The organism is Stenotrophomonas sp. LARHCG68 (assembly GCF_052871705.1).
In genome coordinates this window covers 745,197-762,203 of sequence record NZ_JBIXJV010000001.1, presented here as the reverse complement: position 1 = coordinate 762,203, position 17,007 = coordinate 745,197, and the positions used below count along the sequence as shown (strand labels likewise).

The 17,007-nt window shown below is 67.7% G+C and carries 11 protein-coding genes and 1 pseudogene; 5 read left to right on the top strand and 7 right to left on the bottom strand.

Annotated elements, in window-relative coordinates; genetic code table 11:
• The first annotated feature begins 26 nt into the window (after positions 1-26).
• Positions 27-677 (top strand): NAD(P)-dependent oxidoreductase, encoded by a 651-nt coding sequence (locus ACIPR8_RS03275; protein WP_192287440.1) that lies wholly within the window; start codon positions 27-29, stop codon positions 675-677.
• Between the two features lie 188 nt (positions 678-865).
• Here the strand turns inward: ACIPR8_RS03275 and ACIPR8_RS03270 are convergent, their stop codons facing one another.
• The 7 genes from ACIPR8_RS03270 to ACIPR8_RS03240 all read right to left on the bottom strand — a co-directional run bounded on the left by ACIPR8_RS03270 (position 866) and on the right by ACIPR8_RS03240 (position 10,135).
• Positions 866-1,651: a hypothetical protein gene (locus ACIPR8_RS03270; RefSeq protein ID WP_446540143.1), complete on the bottom strand. Its 786-nt coding sequence runs from the start codon at positions 1,649-1,651 to the stop codon at positions 866-868.
• A gap of 211 nt (positions 1,652-1,862) precedes the next feature.
• On the bottom strand, positions 1,863-3,149 hold the full coding sequence (locus tag ACIPR8_RS03265; RefSeq protein WP_446540142.1) for an O-acetylhomoserine aminocarboxypropyltransferase/cysteine synthase family protein: 1,287 nt from the start codon (positions 3,147-3,149) through the stop codon (positions 1,863-1,865).
• Positions 3,150-3,409: 260 nt separating this feature from the next.
• Complete coding sequence (gene clpB, locus ACIPR8_RS03260) at positions 3,410-5,998, bottom strand: ATP-dependent chaperone ClpB (protein WP_446540141.1); 2,589 nt, start codon at positions 5,996-5,998, stop codon at positions 3,410-3,412.
• Positions 5,999-6,173: 175 nt separating this feature from the next.
• Positions 6,174-7,001 carry a DUF3014 domain-containing protein gene (locus tag ACIPR8_RS03255; RefSeq protein WP_446540140.1) on the bottom strand — a complete coding sequence of 276 codons (828 nt, stop codon included), beginning with the start codon at positions 6,999-7,001 and terminating at the stop codon, positions 6,174-6,176.
• A 76-nt stretch (positions 7,002-7,077) separates the two neighbouring features.
• The gene (locus ACIPR8_RS03250) at positions 7,078-8,658 is read right to left on the bottom strand and encodes a hypothetical protein (RefSeq protein WP_446540139.1); all 1,581 of its coding nucleotides are present in this window, start codon (positions 8,656-8,658) and stop codon (positions 7,078-7,080) included.
• 64 nt (positions 8,659-8,722) lie between these two features.
• Complete coding sequence (locus tag ACIPR8_RS03245) at positions 8,723-9,610, bottom strand: XAC2610-related protein (RefSeq protein WP_446540138.1); 888 nt, start codon at positions 9,608-9,610, stop codon at positions 8,723-8,725.
• 54 nt (positions 9,611-9,664) lie between these two features.
• Positions 9,665-10,135 carry a DUF3574 domain-containing protein gene (locus ACIPR8_RS03240; protein WP_446540137.1) on the bottom strand — a complete coding sequence of 157 codons (471 nt, stop codon included), beginning with the start codon at positions 10,133-10,135 and terminating at the stop codon, positions 9,665-9,667.
• 186 nt (positions 10,136-10,321) lie between these two features.
• Here ACIPR8_RS03240 and ACIPR8_RS03235 point away from each other — a divergent pair, with 186 nt between their 5' ends.
• The 4 genes and pseudogenes from ACIPR8_RS03235 to otsA all read left to right on the top strand — a co-directional run.
• Complete coding sequence (locus tag ACIPR8_RS03235) at positions 10,322-12,760, top strand: TonB-dependent receptor plug domain-containing protein (protein ID WP_446540136.1); 2,439 nt, start codon at positions 10,322-10,324, stop codon at positions 12,758-12,760.
• A 167-nt stretch (positions 12,761-12,927) separates the two neighbouring features.
• Positions 12,928-13,674 (top strand): trehalose-phosphatase, encoded by a 747-nt coding sequence (gene otsB / locus ACIPR8_RS03230; protein ID WP_446540135.1) that lies wholly within the window; start codon positions 12,928-12,930, stop codon positions 13,672-13,674.
• Between the two features lie 50 nt (positions 13,675-13,724).
• Entirely contained in the window at positions 13,725-15,506 is a 1,782-nt protein-coding gene (locus tag ACIPR8_RS03225) for a glycoside hydrolase family 15 protein (RefSeq protein WP_323439224.1), read from the top strand.
• Positions 15,503-16,858, top strand: a pseudogene (gene otsA / locus ACIPR8_RS03220) (alpha,alpha-trehalose-phosphate synthase (UDP-forming)); the annotation flags it as partial. The gene ACIPR8_RS03225 and the pseudogene otsA, both read left to right, overlap by 4 nt.
• Positions 16,859-17,007: the final 149 nt, after the last annotated feature.

Genomic DNA, 17,007 nt, shown 5'->3' with positions numbered 1-17,007 from the left:
GACCCACACAACACCAGGTACCCACCATGAAAGTCGCATTGATCGGCGCCACCGGTTTCGTCGGCCAGGCCCTGCTGGAAGAACTGCTGGCCCGTGGCCATGACGTCACCGCATTGGCCCGCCATCCGGAGAAGCTGGCCGCCCACCCGCACCTGCGCACGGTCAAGGCCGACGCCCAGGACGCCGCCCAGGTCCAGGCTGCGGTGGCCGGCAACGATGCCGTCATCAGCGCCTTCAACGCCGGCTGGAGCAACCCGGACATCTACCGGGATTTCATGAGCGGCACCCGCGCCATCGTCGCCGGCACCAAGGCCGCCGGCGTGAAGCGCTACATTGTGATCGGCGGCGCCGGCAGCCTGTACGCACCGGACGGCACGCAGCTGGTGGATTCGCCGAACTTCCCGGCCGCGATCTTCGATGGCGCCAACGCCGCGCGTGATGCGCTCAACGAGCTGCAGCAGGAAACCACGCTGGACTGGACCCAGCTCAGCCCGCCGGTAGCCTTCCACGGCGGCGGCCCGACCGAACGCACCGGCCGCTATCGCGTCGGCGGCGACACCCCGCTGAACACCGGCGACGGCGTCGGCACCATCAGCCCCGCCGACCTGGCCCTGGCGGTGGTTGACGAACTGGAGACACCGAAGCACGTGGGCAAGCGGTTCACGATTGCGTGGTGATTGCGTCGCGAAAGCGGCCCTCACCCCAACCCCTCTCCCGCTGGCGGGAGAGGGGCTCGGATCATGAGGGCTTGCAGCGTACCGGCCCCTCTCCCGCCAGCGGGAGAGGGGTTGGGGTGAGGGAGACCCCGGAACACACGTCCACACCCGGCCCACGTCGCGGGCACGTCAGGGCACGTCAGGGCACGTCAGGGCATGGTGGGCGCTCTCCGCCCCTGTTCGACGAATGCCTTGAAGCCCGGCCGAACCTCGCCTTCCTGACCGCCGGTCGGCCGAATCCGTCGCCACAGGTCTTCCTCGATCAGGCTCGCCCGGAACCGTTGCTCGTCGGAGAGCACCACATCGACCATGTAGGCCTGCGTCAATCCTGCCTGATCGCCGGCCCGCGCCTGCAACCCGTAATAGGCACGAGCCAACGCCATGTCACGCTGATCCTTCATCGTGAAGGCAATGTCGCCGGCCATCTTCAGCGCGTACACCGAGCCCGACGCCGCGCTGGCATCGAGCATGGCAAACACCTGCTCGCGCGGTGCGCCCCTGCGCGCCAGATGATAGGCATAGAAGGCAAGTGCTGCTGGATCGCCGCGCTCGGACAACTCCTGCAACGTTACCAAGGGGAGGCCGAGCAGATGGCGTTCGACATCCGGCCCAGGAAAGCCACGGGCGCCCAACCAACGCGCATCCTCTGCACTGGCAGCCACACCTGGATCCTGGGGATTCCAGCGGAAGCCGTACTCGCGCGAATCAAAGCCAGCCGATGGCAGGGCACGCGGCACGGTCGGCACGACCTCCACCGGCGGCACACGCAGTGACGACGCATCATCAACCGCGACAGCCGACGCGCCTGATGGTGCGCGCGCATCCAGCACGCCCGCCGGACCAGGTACGGCAGACCTGCGAATCAGATGAAATGCCACGGCCACCAGGACCAACACCAACACCAACATCGCCGCCTTGCCCGCCGGAATCCTCATCCTGGAGATACCCCCTGTCGCTTTCGATCAGCAGATAGCACCGGACGGCCAAATCGGTCAAATCAATCACCATCCTGCGGGGAGGCGGCTACGTTCCAGCCATCTGCACCGATGTTTGCCAAGCAACGGGCGCTCCGTCTGCGTTCATGGGCAAGACCTGTCTTGCCGCAGGCGGACGACGCCAGTGCGTCGCCCGCCCTCACACCCCGCCTTACGCTTGGGCCAACGCCTGCTCCAGGTCAGCCAGCAGGTCGTCGATGTGCTCGATGCCGATCGACAGCCGCACCGTATCCAGGGTCACGCCGGCCTTCTCCAGCTCGGCTTCGTCCAACTGGCGGTGCGTGGTCGAGGCCGGATGGGTCGCCAGCGACTTGGCATCGCCCAGGTTCACCAGGCGGGTGAACAACTGCAGCGCGTCGAGGAACCGGGCCCCCGCCTCGCGGCCTCCCGGCAGACCGAAGGTCAGCACGCCCGAGCCATGGCCGCGCAGGTACTTCTGCACCAACGCACGCTCCGGGTGATCCGGCAGCGCGGCGTAGTTCACCCAGGCAACCTTGGCGTGCTTCTGCAGGTAGGCCGCCACTGCCAGCGCATTGCTGTTGATGCGGTCCATGCGCAACGCCAGCGTCTCGATGCCCTGCAGGATCTGGAACGCATTGAACGGCGAGATCGCCGCACCGGTGTTGCGCAGCGGCACCACGCGGGCGCGGCCGATGTAGGCCGCCGGCCCCAGCGCTTCGGTATAGACCACGCCGTGGTAGCTCACGTCCGGCGTGTTGAGCCGGGGGAAACGCTGCTTGTGCTCGGCCCACGGGAAGCGGCCTGAATCCACGATCGCGCCACCCAGACTGGTGCCATGCCCGCCAAGGTATTTGGTCAGCGAATGCACCACGATGTCCGCGCCGAAATCGAACGAACGCTGCAGGTACGGCGTGGCCACGGTGTTGTCGACGATCACCGGCACGCCGTGCGCGTGCGCGATCTTCGCGATAGCCTCGATGTCGGTGATGTTGCCGCGCGGGTTGCCGATCGATTCGACGAACACCGCCTTGGTGCGCTCGTCGATCAGTGCCGCGAAGGCCTGCGGATCTCGGTAGTCGGCGAAGCGGGTCTGGATGCCGAACTGCGGCAGCGTGTGCGCGAACAGGTTGTAGGTGCCGCCGTACAGCGCACTGGAGGCCAGGATGTTGTCACCGGCCTCGGCGATGGTCTGGATCGCATAGGTGATGGCGGCCTGGCCGGAAGCCAGCGCCAGCGCTCCCACGCCCCCTTCCAGCGCAGCGATGCGCTTTTCCAGCACATCGGTGGTGGGGTTCATGATGCGGGTGTAGATGTTGCCCGCGACCTTCAGGTCGAACAGGTCGGCACCGTGCTGGGTGTCGTCGAAGGCGTAGGCCACCGTCTGGTAGATCGGCACCGCCACCGCGCGGGTGGTCGGGTCGGGCGAATAGCCGCCATGCACGGCGATGGTTTCAGGCTTCCACTGCGGGTCGGTCATCGGGGCGCTCACACCGGGAGAGGGCCGCTGACAGTAGCCCAACACCGCCGCGCGGGCGGCGACGGTTGCAGTGGTTACTTGTGAGGTAATGGCATGAGCTGATGCGCTTTGCTTTTAAAGCTGCCCTCACCCCAACCCCTCTCCCGCACGCGGGAGAGGGGCTCGTTTACGACGAGATGAAACGCTGCCTGCAATCACGCTTTCAAAGCCCCTCTCCCGCCCGCGGGAGAGGGGCTGGGGTGAGGGGCAGCACTTCACACTCAGCCCTTGCGGAATTGCAGCTGCCCCGCCCCGCCGGCTTCCACCTCGATGGTGTCGCCGCTGTCGAACTCGCCGGCCAATATCTTCTGCGCCAACGGATTCTCCAACTGCGCCTGAATCGCACGCTTGAGCGGACGCGCGCCGTAGATCGGGTCGAAACCCACGTTGCCCAGCAGGTCGAACGCCGAATCGGATACTTCCAGCCTCAGGCCACGCTCGGCCAGGCGCTTCTCCAGACCACGCATCTGGATGCGCGCGATCTGCTTGATCTGCTGCTTGTCCAGCGGATGGAACACCACGATGTCATCCAGGCGGTTGATGAACTCCGGACGGAAGTGCGCCTGCACCACGCCCATCACCGCCGCCTTCATCTGCGTGTAGGCCTCCGGGCTGTCGTCGCCGCTCATGTCCTGGATCTGGTGCGAGCCCAGGTTCGAGGTCATCACGATGACGGTGTTGCGGAAGTCCACGGTGCGGCCCTGGCCGTCGGTCAGGCGACCGTCGTCCAGCACCTGCAACAGGATGTTGAACACATCCGGGTGCGCCTTCTCCACCTCGTCCAGCAGGATCACGCTGTACGGGCGCCTGCGTACTGCTTCGGTCAGGTAACCACCTTCCTCGTAGCCGACGTAGCCGGGGGGCGCACCGATCAGGCGCGACACGCTGTGCTTCTCCATGAACTCGCTCATGTCGATGCGCACCATCGCGTCGGATGAATCGAACAGGAAGTCGGCCAGCGCCTTGGTCAGCTCGGTCTTGCCCACGCCGGTCGGGCCCAGGAACAGGAACGAACCACTCGGGCGGTTCGGGTCGGACAGCCCCGCGCGCGAACGACGCACCGCGTCGGACACCACGCGGATCGCCTCTTCCTGGCCAACCACGCGGTTGTGCAGCATGTCTTCCATGCGCAGCAGCTTGTCGCGCTCGCCCTCCAGCATCTTGCTGACCGGAATGCCGGTCCAGCGCGAGACCACCTCGGCGATCTCCTCGTCGGTGACCTTGTCCTGCACCAGCTTGAAGTCCTTGCGCTCCATTTCCTGCGCGGCCTGCAGCTGCTTTTCCAGGTTGGGCAGCACGCCGTACTGGATCTCGCTCATCTTGGCGAAATCCTGCCGGCGCTGCGCGGCCTCCAGGTCGAGCTTGGCCTTCTCCACCTGCTCCTTGATCTTGGTCGCGCCCTGCAATGCGGCCTTCTCCGACTTCCAGATTTCATTGAGGTCGGAGAACTCGCGTTCCAGCGTGTCGATGTCGGTTTCCAGGTCGGCCAGGCGCTTGCGCGAGGCGTCGTCCTTCTCCTTCTTCAGCATCTCGCGCTGGATCTTGAGCTGGATCAGGCGCCGCTCCAGGCGGTCCAGCTCCTCCGGCTTGGAATCGATCTCCATGCGGATGCGCGAGGCCGCCTCGTCCATCAGGTCGATGGCCTTGTCCGGCAGCTGGCGGTCGGTGATGTAACGGTTGGACAGCGTGGCCGCGGCAACGATGGCCGGGTCGGTGATCTCCACGCCATGGTGCACGGCGTAGCGCTCCTTCAGGCCGCGCAGGATGGCGATGGTGTCCTCGACCGTGGGCTCGCCCACCAGCACCTTCTGGAAGCGGCGCTCCAGCGCGGCGTCCTTCTCGATGTACTGGCGGTACTCGTCCAGCGTGGTCGCGCCGATGCAATGCAGCTCGCCGCGCGCCAGCGCCGGCTTGAGCATGTTGCCCGCATCCATCGCGCCATCGGCCTTGCCGGCACCGACCATGGTGTGCAGCTCGTCGATGAACAGGATGATCTGGCCTTCGTTCTTGGCCAGGTCGTTGAGCACGCCCTTCAGGCGCTCCTCGAACTCACCGCGGAACTTGGCACCGGCGATCAGCGCGCCCATGTCCAGCGACAGCACGCGCTTGCCGCGCAGGCCTTCGGGCACTTCGTCATTGATGATGCGCTGGGCCAGGCCTTCGACGATGGCGGTCTTGCCCACGCCGGGCTCGCCGATCAGCACCGGGTTGTTCTTGGTCCGGCGCTGCAGCACCTGGATGGTGCGGCGGATTTCCTCGTCGCGGCCGATCACCGGGTCGAGCTTGCCGCTCTCCGCGCGCGCGGTCAGGTCGATGGTGTACTTCTCCAGCGCCTGGCGCTGTTCCTCGGCGTTCTCGCTCTGCACGGTCTCGCCGCCGCGCAGCTTGTCGATGGCGGCCTCGATCTTCTTCTTGTCGGCGCCGGCCGCACGCAGCGCCATGCCGGCCGCGCCACCGTCGTCGACGGCGGCCAGCAGGAACCACTCGCTGGCGATGAACTGGTCGTTGTGCTGCTGGGCCAGCTTGTCGGTGGTGTTGAGCAGGCGGCTCAGGTCATTGCCCATCGACAGGTTGCCGGCCTGGCCGGACACCTTGGGCAGCGCCTCCAGCGACTCGGCCAGCCGCTCGCGCAATACCGGCACGTTGACGCCGGCCTGGGCCAGCAACGGCCGGCTGCTGCCGCCGGGCTGGTCGAGCAACGCGCTGAGCACGTGCACCGGTTCGATGATGTTGTTGTCGCGACCGACCGCCAGGGACTGCGCGTCGGACAGCGCCTTCTGGAAGTTGGAGGTGAGCTTGTCCATCCGCATGGGTCTTCTTCCTCGAATAAAGGGGGCCAGCGTCGCTGGCGATACTGGTTCAGATGCGGTTGCAACGGTGTGATTCAAGGGTGACGACTACCCCCTGTTCAGCCATTGCCTGCTTCCCGTCCAGTATCGCCAGCCGATCTGGCCCGACCTTGATCCAGCGCAAACCCGGCATGGCTCAGCCGCGCGTGACCGCCACGCGGATGGCCTGCAGCTGTTGCTTCACCGCCTTGCGCTGGCCGGCATCCAGCCGCAGCAGCGCTTTCTGCCCCACCGACAGCGACTGCAGCGCCGGGTCGACGAAGCGGTATTTGCCCTTGCCATCCGGCGCCAGCGCCAGCGGGCCCGAGGGCTCCGGGGTCTGCAGCAGGTGGTCGATCACCGCCACCAGACGGTCGTTGAAGTGCCCATCGGGATGCCCTATGTCGCGGTAGGCCTGCTGCACCAGCGGATAGAAGCGCACGTAGGCCGTCGCCAGGGACTGCGCATCGGCCTGGGTGAAAGCCTTCACCCAGGGCGCGTAACGCTCGGCGTTGGCCGCAGCCAATTGCTCGACACCGTCGCTGCCCTGTGCCACCTGCAGGCTGCCCGGCATCGGTTGCAGGGCCATCGCCGAGGCCGGCAGGCTGGGCTGGGTGAGGTTGTCCACGTGCACCACCCACCGCTGGATCAGGTGCTCGCGCAGCAGCACCGCCAGTACATCGGCGGGGAACACCCCTGCCAGCGCCTGCCAGGCGCCGGCATCACTGTCCGCCAGGGCCGGCAGGGCGGGATCGGCCGCCACGTCGGTATCCAGCGGATAACGGGGCGACGTCGGCCCCGTGGCGGGAGCAGGTGACGGCACCGACGAGGGGTCAGCAGGTCCATCCAGCGGTGGGGGTGCCGTGGCGGCGGGCGCTGCCGGCCGCAAACGGGCCAGGTCATCCTTGAACAGCCAACCGCCGACACCACCGATCGCCACCACGCCCAACACCACCCAGGGCCACACCGCACTGCGCTTTTCCATCACATCCACCTTGCTTGCATGTGAAGGTGTGACCGGCGCAACGCCGGAGGGTTCCCCCCGGCGCCACCGCGCGTGTTCAGCGCGGCTTCTGCAGCGACATCAAGCCGATCACCGTGGCCAGCACCGCGTAGGCGGCGGCGACCTGCAGGGTGATCGCCTGGCGCAGCCCTTCCAGCTGCCATGGCAGGTAGATGCCGCCGCGCGGATCGGTGGAATGGATCACCCCGAACGCACTGAGCACCGCGGCCACCAGCAGCAGCGTCACCGCCACGCCCGGGCGACGCTCGATCAAGGCCACCAAGGCCGCCGCCCACAGCATCGCGGTGATGATGAAACCGTTGCCCAGCACCTGCAGCGTGGCCACGTCCGACAGCCCATGCCCGTCCACCGCCGCATACAGCGCGGCGGCGGCCTCCGGCGCCACCCAGGTGCCGAACTTGATGTTGATCAGGTACGCGATGGCCGGCAGGAACGCCAGCGCCACCGCGATCACATGCTCGCGCTTGGTCTGCTGGAAGGCCTGCACCGTGATGTCCAGGCCGACGAACACGATGATCGGCGCCAGCACCGCCACCGGCAGCCACTGCACCAGCCCGGCGACCACGCCGAGCATGCCGCCGATGCCGATGAACAACCCGGTCAGCAGCGTGTAACCACTGCGCGCGCCCAACCGCTTGTAGGCAGGCTGGCCGATGTAGGGCGTGGTCTGCGCCACGCCGCCGCAGACGCCGGCCACCAGCGTGGCAATCGCCTCGACCAGCAGCACGTCGCGGGTGCGGTAGTCGTCACCGGCCGCGCGGGCGCTTTCGGCGACGTTGATGCCGCCCACCACCATCAACAGGCCGAACGGCAGCAGCAGCGACAGGTACGGCACGGTCAGCGGCAGGCCATCGACGAAGCCCAGCGACGGCAGCGGCAGCGCCACCGCCAGCGAGATCGCCGGCGGCCACTGGAAGCCGGTCAGCACACCGGCCGAACCCAGCCCGTAGTACAGCACCACGCCGACCAGCAGCGCGAACAGCACCCCCGGCAGGCGCAGCGGCACCACGCCGCGGGCGACCAGCACGTACAGCAGCACGCCCAGCGTGACCAGGCCGACCAGCGGCTGGCGCAGGCTTTCGATCAGCGGCAGGAAGCCAAGCAGGGTCAGCGCGGCGCCACCGATCGAACCGAGCAGGGCCGCCCGTGGCACGTGCCGGGTCACCGCATCACCGACGAAGGACAGCACCAGCTTGAGCAGGCCCATCACCACCAGCGAGGCCATGCCCAGCTTCCAGGTCAGCAGGGCCGCCGCGGTCGGGTCCAGGCCCTGCTGCTTGAAGCCGGCGAAGGCCGGGCCCAGCACCAGCAGCGCCATGCCGATGCTGGTCGGTGCATCCAGGCCCAGCGGCATCGCGGTGACGTCATCGCGGCCGCTGCGCGCGGCCAGCCGGTGCGCCATCAGCGTGTACATCAGGTTGCCGATCAGCACGCCCAGCGCGGTGCCCGGGAACATGCGGCCGAACACCACCTCGGCGGGGAACTGGAAGATGCCAACCAGCGCCATCGCGATGAAGCCGAGGATGGACAGGTTGTCGACCACCAGGCCGAAGAAGCCGTTGAGGTCGCCGGGCACGAACCAGCGGGCACGTGCGGTGGGGGAATGCGGGGAATTCATGCGGGAGTTCGTCAGCAGGGCCGGCCTGGATCAGCCGGCGGAAGGGGGAAAGGAAACACGTGGCTCATTCCGGGTCGGGCACTTTCACCCAGCCCAGGATCGGACCGCGCGCGGGATTGTGGTAGCGCACCTGCAACCAGCCATCGGCCTCGTCCAGCAACTCGACGCGGTCGCCCTTGACCAGGTAGCGCCGGGTGGCGGTGTCACCGGCGCGGCTGTAGAGCGGCAGGCGGGCCGGCACCACCGACGCACCCCAGCCTTTCATCGGCACGTCGGCCAGCGGCGGGTCGAACGCGTTCCACAGCGCGCGCTCCAGGCGCTTGCCCGAGGCATCCCAGGTACTCCAGACCACCAGGATGCCCATGTCTTCCGCACTGTCCAGGGACAGCGCCCGGGACATGCCACTGGTCTCGACCAGTGCGCCGCGCATCGAGCGGTACAGGTAAAGCCGGTCACCCTGGTAACGGTATACGTCGCTGTACCACATCGGCCCGCTGCGACAACTGCTGCTCAGCGTGCGCGAGGCCGGATCCGGGGACAGCGTCCACAGGCCTTCGCAGCTGACCTCCGGCCCGGTGGGTGCGGCCAGCGCGCGGAACCTGCCACTGTCCGGCTGGTACAGGTACACGGTGAAGGACTCATTGACCTGGCCCAGCGTCGCGCTGGTGGCCAGATCCTGGTAGCCGTCGAAGTTGTAGTCCGCATGGCCCAACCGCGTGCCCCCGTCTTCCTCATCGGTGGCCGCCGGCAGCAGCTGCCGCGCCGATGACCGATCGGTGCCGACCTCGACGGTGCCCTCCCCTGTCAGCCGCGCATGGGCAATCACGCCGGCGGTGACCTCGAAGCGGATCTCGCTGTCATCGGCCAGCGCCGGCGGCGCCAGCAGCATCCCTGCGGCAATCAGCATGCCGTAGGCGGCGCAGCGGCGGGAGGCGGGGGTATGTGGCGTCATCAGGTGACTCGTCGAAAGGCGGACCAGCGCGCAGGCTAGCCGATCCGGCACCGATCAGAACGACACCTCGACCGGCTGACGTGCCCACAGCACCGACTGGTGGTGGGTGGCCTGCTTCCACGCCAGGCGGATGGCCTCGATGTCGTTGCGCCGCTGCGGGGTGTCCTCGTGCAGGATCACCAGCACCTTGGTGCTCAGCCGGTTCGGCTCCGGCGCCCCGCGGAACAGCCACTGGCCATAGGCGTCGAACACGGTCAGGCCATCGGGGAACCGCGGCGTCACTTCCTTGTCCAGGAACGCGCGCCATTGCGCCTGGCTGATCACGTCGGTCTGCTCCCGCCGGGACGGGCCGGCTTCCTCGCCCACCCCGAAATACAGCTCGCTGCGTAGCCAACCGCCGGCCTCGGCCGGGCGCTGTGCATCGCCATGCAGCGCGGCGGTGGCCGGCTCGGTGACCGGCGGTGCGGCGATGGCGCTGGTGGCAAGGCCCAGCAACAGGGGGAGAACAACGGCGTGCAACTTCATGGAAAACCTCCGGACAGGGCAACACGGTGGCATCCATCGCACCGCAGGGGATATCACGGACGGTCATCAGCTCATGGCATCCAGGGCTTGCAACCGGCCGCGCGTTAACGCCAAGATAATATATCGCTTCATCCGGATGGATGTAAGTGCAATACCTCTCCCCCCTTCGTTCTACCCGGAGTTTCCATGTCCCGCCCCACCTCGGCCCCGCTCGGCCTGGCCATCGCGCTGGCGCTGTCTTCCCCCGCCTTTGCCCAGGAAGCCGCGCCGAACAGCGCCACCACCCTGGACACGGTGATCGTCACCGGTACCCGCGCGGTGGACCGCACCGTGCTCGAATCCACCTCGCCGGTGGACGTGCTCAGCGCCGAGGACCTCCGCAAGGCCGGCGTGGTCAATGGCGAGCTGGGCAGCGCACTGCAGGCGCTGCTGCCGTCGTTCAACTTCCCGCGCCAGTCCAACTCCGGCGGTGCCGACCACGTGCGCGCCGCGCAGTTGCGCGGCTTGTCGCCGGACCAGGTGCTGGTGCTGGTCAACGGCAAACGCCGCCACAACAGCGCGCTGGTCAACACCGACAGCAAGATCGGCAAGGGCACCACCCCGGTCGACTTCAACGCCATCCCGGTCAGCGCGATCAAGCGCATCGAGGTGCTGCGTGACGGCGCCGGCGCGCTGTACGGCTCGGACGCGGTGGCCGGCGTGATCAACGTGATCCTGGACGACGCCCCGGAAGGCGGCGCCATCGAAGCCAGCTTCGGTGCGCACCACACCGACCTCAAGCCGATCAACCGCACCCTGACCGACGGCCAGGCCAGCTTCTTCAGCGCCAAGGTCGGCACCGCACTCACCGATGACGGTGGCTTCCTGCGCGTGGGCCTGGAGTACAAGAATCGCGAAGCCACCAACCGGGCCGGCTTCGACCAGATCCCGCCGTGGGAAGCACAGACCCCGGACAACCTGGCCCTGGCCGGCAAGCGCAACTACGCGCTGGGCGACGGCGCCAGCAAGGACATCAACGCCTGGTTCAATACCGAGATCCCGTTCGGCGAGACCTCCAGGGCCTATGCCTTCGGCACCTACAACCAGCGCGATACCGAAGGCGCCAACTACTTCCGCTACCCGGACGGCGAGGCCAACTGGAAGGCGCTCTACCCGAACGGCTACCGCCCGGTCTCCGAAGGCGAGAACCTGGACGTGCAGCTGGTCGGTGGCGCCCGTGGCCAATGGGGTGAGTGGAACTACGACGCCAGCGTCGACCACGGCCGCAATGAATTCACCTACCGCCTGCGCGACTCGCTCAATGCCTCGCTCGGCCCGACCAGCCCGACCCGCTTCAAGACCGGCGACTTCAGCTTCGAGCAGACCGTGGCCAACCTGGACCTGGGCCGCATCTTCGTGCGCGAGAACGACAGCCACAGCCTCGGCTTCGGCATCGAAGGCCGCCACGAGCGCTACGAGACCGGCGCCGGCGACCCGGCCAGCTATGCGGCCGGCCCGTACACCGACCGCCCCACCGGCTCGCAGGCCGGCGGCGGGCTGACCCCGCAGGACGAAGCCAACCTGTCGCGCGACGTGTTCAGCGCCTACACCAGCCTGTCCTCCACCTTCGGCGAGAAGTTCTCCACCGACATCGCCGCCCGCTACGAGCACTACCAGGACTTCGGCGGCGAACTGACCGGCAAGCTCGGTGCGCGTTACGCGTTCGCCCCGGCGTTCGCGCTGCGCGGTGCCATCTCCAACAACTTCCACGCGCCGTCGCTGAGCCAGATCGGCTACGAGTCCACCTCCACCGGTTACACCGCCGGCGGCCAGCTGGTGCAGGGCCGCCTGCTGTCGGTCAACAACCCGATCGCCCGCGCGCTCGGCGCCACCGACCTGAAGCCGGAGAAGTCGATCAACTACAGCCTGGGCTTCACCAGCCAGATCGGCAGCCACTTCGACCTGTCGCTGGACCTGTTCCAGATCGACATCGACGACCGCATCGCGCTGTCGGAGAGCATCACCGGTGACGCGTTGACCACCTTCGTGCAGCAGCAGTTCGGCATCAGCGGACTGGAAAGCGCGCATTACTTCGTCAATGCCGCCGACACCCGCACGCGCGGCGCAGAGTTCGTCGCCAACTGGCGGCAATCGCTGGGCGATGGCGAGCTGCTGCTGACCGGCACCTGGAGCTACGCCAAGACCGAGCTGAAGAACGTGGTGGCCACGCCGTCGCAGCTGCTCGCGCTGGACCCGGAGTACGTGCTGTTCGGCGTGGAGGAAAGCAACACGCTGACCGACGCCGCCCCGCGCACCCGTGCGCAGCTGGCCGGCAGCTGGGCCAATGACCGCTGGTCGCTGAGCAGCCGCGTGAGCCGGCACGGCAGCGCCACGCGCGTGTTCGACTTCGGGGGCGGCTACGAGCCAACGCAGACCTACCGCGCCGAATGGCAGCTGGATGCGGAAGTGGAATACCGCATCACCCCGAAGTGGAGCGTGGCCATCGGCGGGCAGAACCTGACCGACAACTACCCGGACAAGTCCAACCAGGACATCTACTACTTCGGCAACCTGCCCTACGACGTGCTCTCGCCGATCGGCAGCAATGGCGCGTACTACTACGGCCGCGTGCGGTACACGTTCTGATCCACGGATGCAGGCGGGGATGCAATCCCCGCCTGCATCCGGCCGTGCGGTGTGCACTGCCTGATCGTCGGGCCGGGGCGCCTTTGGCAGGTTGGGGTGAAATTCCAGCCCCTCGGGCTGCACACCTGATTACCTCCTCCTAACATCCGTTGCGGCATAGTGGCCGCATGCTCGAAGAACTCCAGCGGCCGGCCCCACCGGCGCTGACGGACAACGACGCGCTGTTCCTCGATGTCGACGGCACCCTGGTCGCCTTTGCCGACCATCCTGAAAAGGTGGTGCCCGCCGACGACCTCCCGCACCTGCTCGCCGTGAACGCACAACGCCTGCACGGCGCGGTGGCACTGGTCAGCGGCCGCCCCATCGCACAGCTGGACCAGCTGCTGTCCCCGTTGCGCCTGCCCGCCGCCGGCCTGCACGGCACACAGCTGCGCTCCACCGCCGATGCCGAAGTTGTCGGCGGCGACACCGCGCAATGGCTGCATGCCCTGCACCAGCAGGCGATGCGGCTGGCCCATCAACACCCCGGCATGCTGGTCGAACACAAGGGCAGCGCGCTGGCCCTGCATTGGCGTACCGCGCCACAGGCGGCCGGCGCCATCGTCGCCTTTGCCCAGGCCCAGGTGGCGCAGCTGCCAGGCGTCCGCCTGCAGCCTGGCAACCAGGTCATCGAGTTCGTCAGCGCCGACCACGACAAGGGTGGAGCGGTGCTTGCGTTGATGCGTACCCCGACGTTCGAAGGACGTCGCCCGATCTTCGTCGGCGACGATCTCACCGACGAAGCCGGCTTCGCCGCCGCCATGCGCCAGGGCGGGCATGGCGTGCTGGTCGGCAACCGCACCACCAGCCACGCACGCTACGGGCTGGCCGACGTCGCCGCCGTGCACGAGTGGTTGCGCGGCGCCCTGCCGTAGATCCTGCGGCCCCCATGGCGCCTGGGCGCCATCCACAACAGGAGCAAGTCATGCAACGGGCCGATCTGGACCTGGCCGTCATTGGCAACGGAAGTTTTGGCGCGCTGATCGACAAGCGGGCGCGCATCGTCTGGAGCTGCCTGCCCGCCTTCGATGGCGACCCCGCGTTCTGTGCGCTGCTCAGCCCGCGCGACCATGACGGCGGCGACTTCGCGGTGGAGCTGGAAGACTTCGCCGACAGCGAACAACACTACTTCACCAACACCGCCATCCTGCGCACGGTGTTGCGTGACACCCAGGGAGGGGCGATCGAGGTGATCGACTTCGCGCCACGCTGGAAACGCCATGGTCGCCTGTACCGCCCCCCCAGCGTGATCCGGCGCATCCGCCCGCTGTCCGGCAGCCCGCGCATCCGCATCCGGGCGCGTCCCTTGGCCGATTGGGGCGCACGCACGCCCGAATCCACCTGGGGCAGCAACCACCTGCGCTGGTTGTTGCCCGGTTTCACCCTGCGCCTGACCACCGATGTGCCGGTGCGCTTCATCCGCGAAGGCACCGCGTTCGCGCTGACCCAGCCGGTGGACCTGGTGCTGGGCGTGGATGAAACCCTGCAGCGCAGCCTGGCCGGTTACGCGCAGGATGCCTTCCAGCGCACGGCCGAGTACTGGCGTGAATGGGTGCGCTACCTCTCCGTCCCGCTGGAATGGCAGGACGCGGTGATCCGCAGCGCCATCACCCTGAAACTGTGCCAGTACGAGGACAGCGGCGCGATCATCGCGGCCATGACCACCTCGATCCCGGAGGCGCCCGGCAGCGCGCGCAACTGGGACTACCGCTACTGCTGGCTGCGCGATGCCGCCTTCGTGGTGCGCGCGCTCAACCGGCTGGGTGCCACCCGCACGATGGAGGGCTTCCTGCACTACATCTTCAACCTGGCCACCAGCGACGGCAGCCTGCAGCCGTTGTACGGCATCGGCATGGAAGAGAAGCTCGACGAGAGCGAGGTGCCCTCGCTGGCCGGCTACCGCGGCATGGGGCCGGTGCGCCGCGGCAACCTGGCCTGGGTGCAGAAACAGCACGACGTGTATGGCTCGGTGGTCCTGGCCTCCACCCAGCTGTTCTTCGACCAGCGCCTGGAAGCCCCCGGCGATGCGGACACCTTTGCCCGCCTGGAACCGCTCGGCGAGCGCGCTTATGCCCTGCACGACGTCCCCGACGCCGGGCTGTGGGAGTTCCGTGGCAGGACCTCGGTGCACACCTACACCTCGGCGATGTGCTGGGCCGCCTGCGACCGCCTGGCCAAGATCGCCTCGCGCGTGCAGTTGCCCGAACGCGCCCTGCTCTGGCGCCAGCGGGCCGATGCGATCCACCAGCGCGTCATCGAACGTGGCTGGAACGCGCGCCTTGGGCATTTCACCGATGCCTGGGACGGCCAGCACCTGGATGCCTCGCTGCTGCTGTTGGCCGACATCGGCTTCATCGATGCCCTGGACCCGCGCTACGTCGCCACCGTCGAGGCCATCGGCCGCGAGCTGCGCCATGGCAACGCGCTGTACCGCTACATCGCCCCGGATGACTTCGGTGCACCGGAGACCAGTTTCACCATCTGCACGTTCTGGTACATCGACGCACTGGCCGCGATCGGTCGCGTGGCCGAGGCACGCGACCTGTTCGAAAGCGTGCTGGCGCGCCGCAACCACGTCGGCCTGCTGTCCGAGGACCTGGCCTTCGACGACGGCGAGCAATGGGGCAACTTCCCGCAGACGTATTCGCACGTTGGCCTGATCACCGCCGCCATGCGCCTGTCGCGACCGTGGCAGGACGCGTCGTGAGCCGTCTGGTGGTGGTGTCCAACCGGGTGGCGATGCCCGGCGAATCCCGTGCCGGCGGGTTGGCCGTCGGCCTGCTGGCCGCGTTGAAGGAACGCGGCGGCATGTGGTTCGGCTGGAGCGGGCGCAGCGTCAACGAGGACAGCGGCACCCTGCGCGAGCAGGGCGAGGGCAACATCCGCTTCGTGACGATGGACCTGTCCAGACCCGACCTGGACAACTACTACAACGGCTTCTCCAACCGCGCCCTGTGGCCGCTGCTGCACTTCCGCCTGGACCTGGTGGACTACGACCGCCGCAAGCGCGAAGGCTACTGGAAGGTCAACGCCCTGTTCGCCGACAGGCTCGCGCCACTGCTGCGCGAGGACGACACCGTGTGGATCCATGACTACCACCTGATCCCGTTGGCGGCGATGCTGCGCGAACGCGGCATCGGTTGCCGCATCGGCTTCTTCCTGCACGTGCCGGTGCCCTCGGCGGACCTGATCCAGGCCCTGCCCGACCACCGCAACCTGTTCTCCACGCTGTACGCCTACGACCTGCTGGGCTTCCAGACCCGCCGCGACGTCGACCGCTTCCAGTCCTATGCGCGCCTGTTCGGCGGCGGCACGCTGGTGGACAGCGAGTGGATCCAGGCGCCGGACGGGCGGCGCATCCGCACCTCGGCATTCCCGATCGGCATCGATACCGCCCATATCGCGCGACAGGCGCACGGTGCCACCCGCAACAACGCGGTGCGCGCCCTGCGCCGCAGCCTGCAGTTCCGCAAGCTGGCCATCGGCGTGGACCGCCTGGACTACTCCAAGGGGTTGCCCGAGCGCTTCCATGGCTTCGAGCACTACCTGGACCGCTACCCGCAACAGAAGGGCTCGATGACTTTCCTGCAGATCGCACCGGTCTCGCGCGGCAGCGTCACCGAGTACCGCAAGCTGCGCACCGACCTGGAGCGCCTGGCCGGCCACATCAATGGCAGCCACGCCGAAGCCGACTGGACCCCCCTGCGCTACGTCAACCAGAACTACGCGCACAGCACGCTGACCGGCTTCTACCGCGAGGCCGCGGTGGGATTGGTGACCCCCCTGCGCGACGGCATGAACCTGGTGGCCAAGGAGTACGTGGCATCGCAGGACCCGGAGAATCCCGGCGTGCTGGTGCTGTCACTGCTGGCGGGCGCGGCGGACGAGCTGAAGCAGGCACTGCTGGTCAACCCGCATGACCTGGACGGCGTGGCCGATGCGATCGCCGCAGCCGCCAACATGCCATTGGCCGAACGCATCGAGCGTTGGCAGCTGATGATGCAGCACCTGCGTGAGTACGACATCAATCGCTGGCGCCGCGACTACCTGCAGGCACTGGAAACACCGCCTTCACTCCAACCCCTCTCCCGCATGCGGGAGAGGGGCTCGGATTGCGTCGGTTCGTCATGAGTTAGCCCCTCTCCCGCATGCGGGAGAGGGGTTGGGGTGAGGGGCCGTGCGGGCAAAACGCTGGCATCAGCCACCGC

Excerpts from the sequence above, each read along its gene's own strand:
- ACIPR8_RS03275 (WP_192287440.1), top strand. The coding sequence starts at position 27 with ATGAAAGTCGCATTGATCGGCGCCACCGGTTTCGTCGGCCAGGCCCTG.
- otsB (WP_446540135.1), top strand. The coding sequence starts at position 12,928 with ATGCTCGAAGAACTCCAGCGGCCGGCCCCACCGGCGCTGACGGACAAC.
- clpB (WP_446540141.1), bottom strand. The coding sequence starts at position 5,998 with ATGCGGATGGACAAGCTCACCTCCAACTTCCAGAAGGCGCTGTCCGAC.
- ACIPR8_RS03270 (WP_446540143.1), bottom strand. The coding sequence starts at position 1,651 with ATGAGGATTCCGGCGGGCAAGGCGGCGATGTTGGTGTTGGTGTTGGTC.
- ACIPR8_RS03240 (WP_446540137.1), bottom strand. The coding sequence starts at position 10,135 with ATGAAGTTGCACGCCGTTGTTCTCCCCCTGTTGCTGGGCCTTGCCACC.
- ACIPR8_RS03245 (WP_446540138.1), bottom strand. The coding sequence starts at position 9,610 with ATGACGCCACATACCCCCGCCTCCCGCCGCTGCGCCGCCTACGGCATG.
- ACIPR8_RS03255 (WP_446540140.1), bottom strand. The coding sequence starts at position 7,001 with ATGGAAAAGCGCAGTGCGGTGTGGCCCTGGGTGGTGTTGGGCGTGGTG.
- ACIPR8_RS03235 (WP_446540136.1), top strand. The coding sequence starts at position 10,322 with ATGTCCCGCCCCACCTCGGCCCCGCTCGGCCTGGCCATCGCGCTGGCG.
- ACIPR8_RS03265 (WP_446540142.1), bottom strand. The coding sequence starts at position 3,149 with ATGACCGACCCGCAGTGGAAGCCTGAAACCATCGCCGTGCATGGCGGC.
- ACIPR8_RS03250 (WP_446540139.1), bottom strand. The coding sequence starts at position 8,658 with ATGAATTCCCCGCATTCCCCCACCGCACGTGCCCGCTGGTTCGTGCCC.
- ACIPR8_RS03225 (WP_323439224.1), top strand. The coding sequence starts at position 13,725 with ATGCAACGGGCCGATCTGGACCTGGCCGTCATTGGCAACGGAAGTTTT.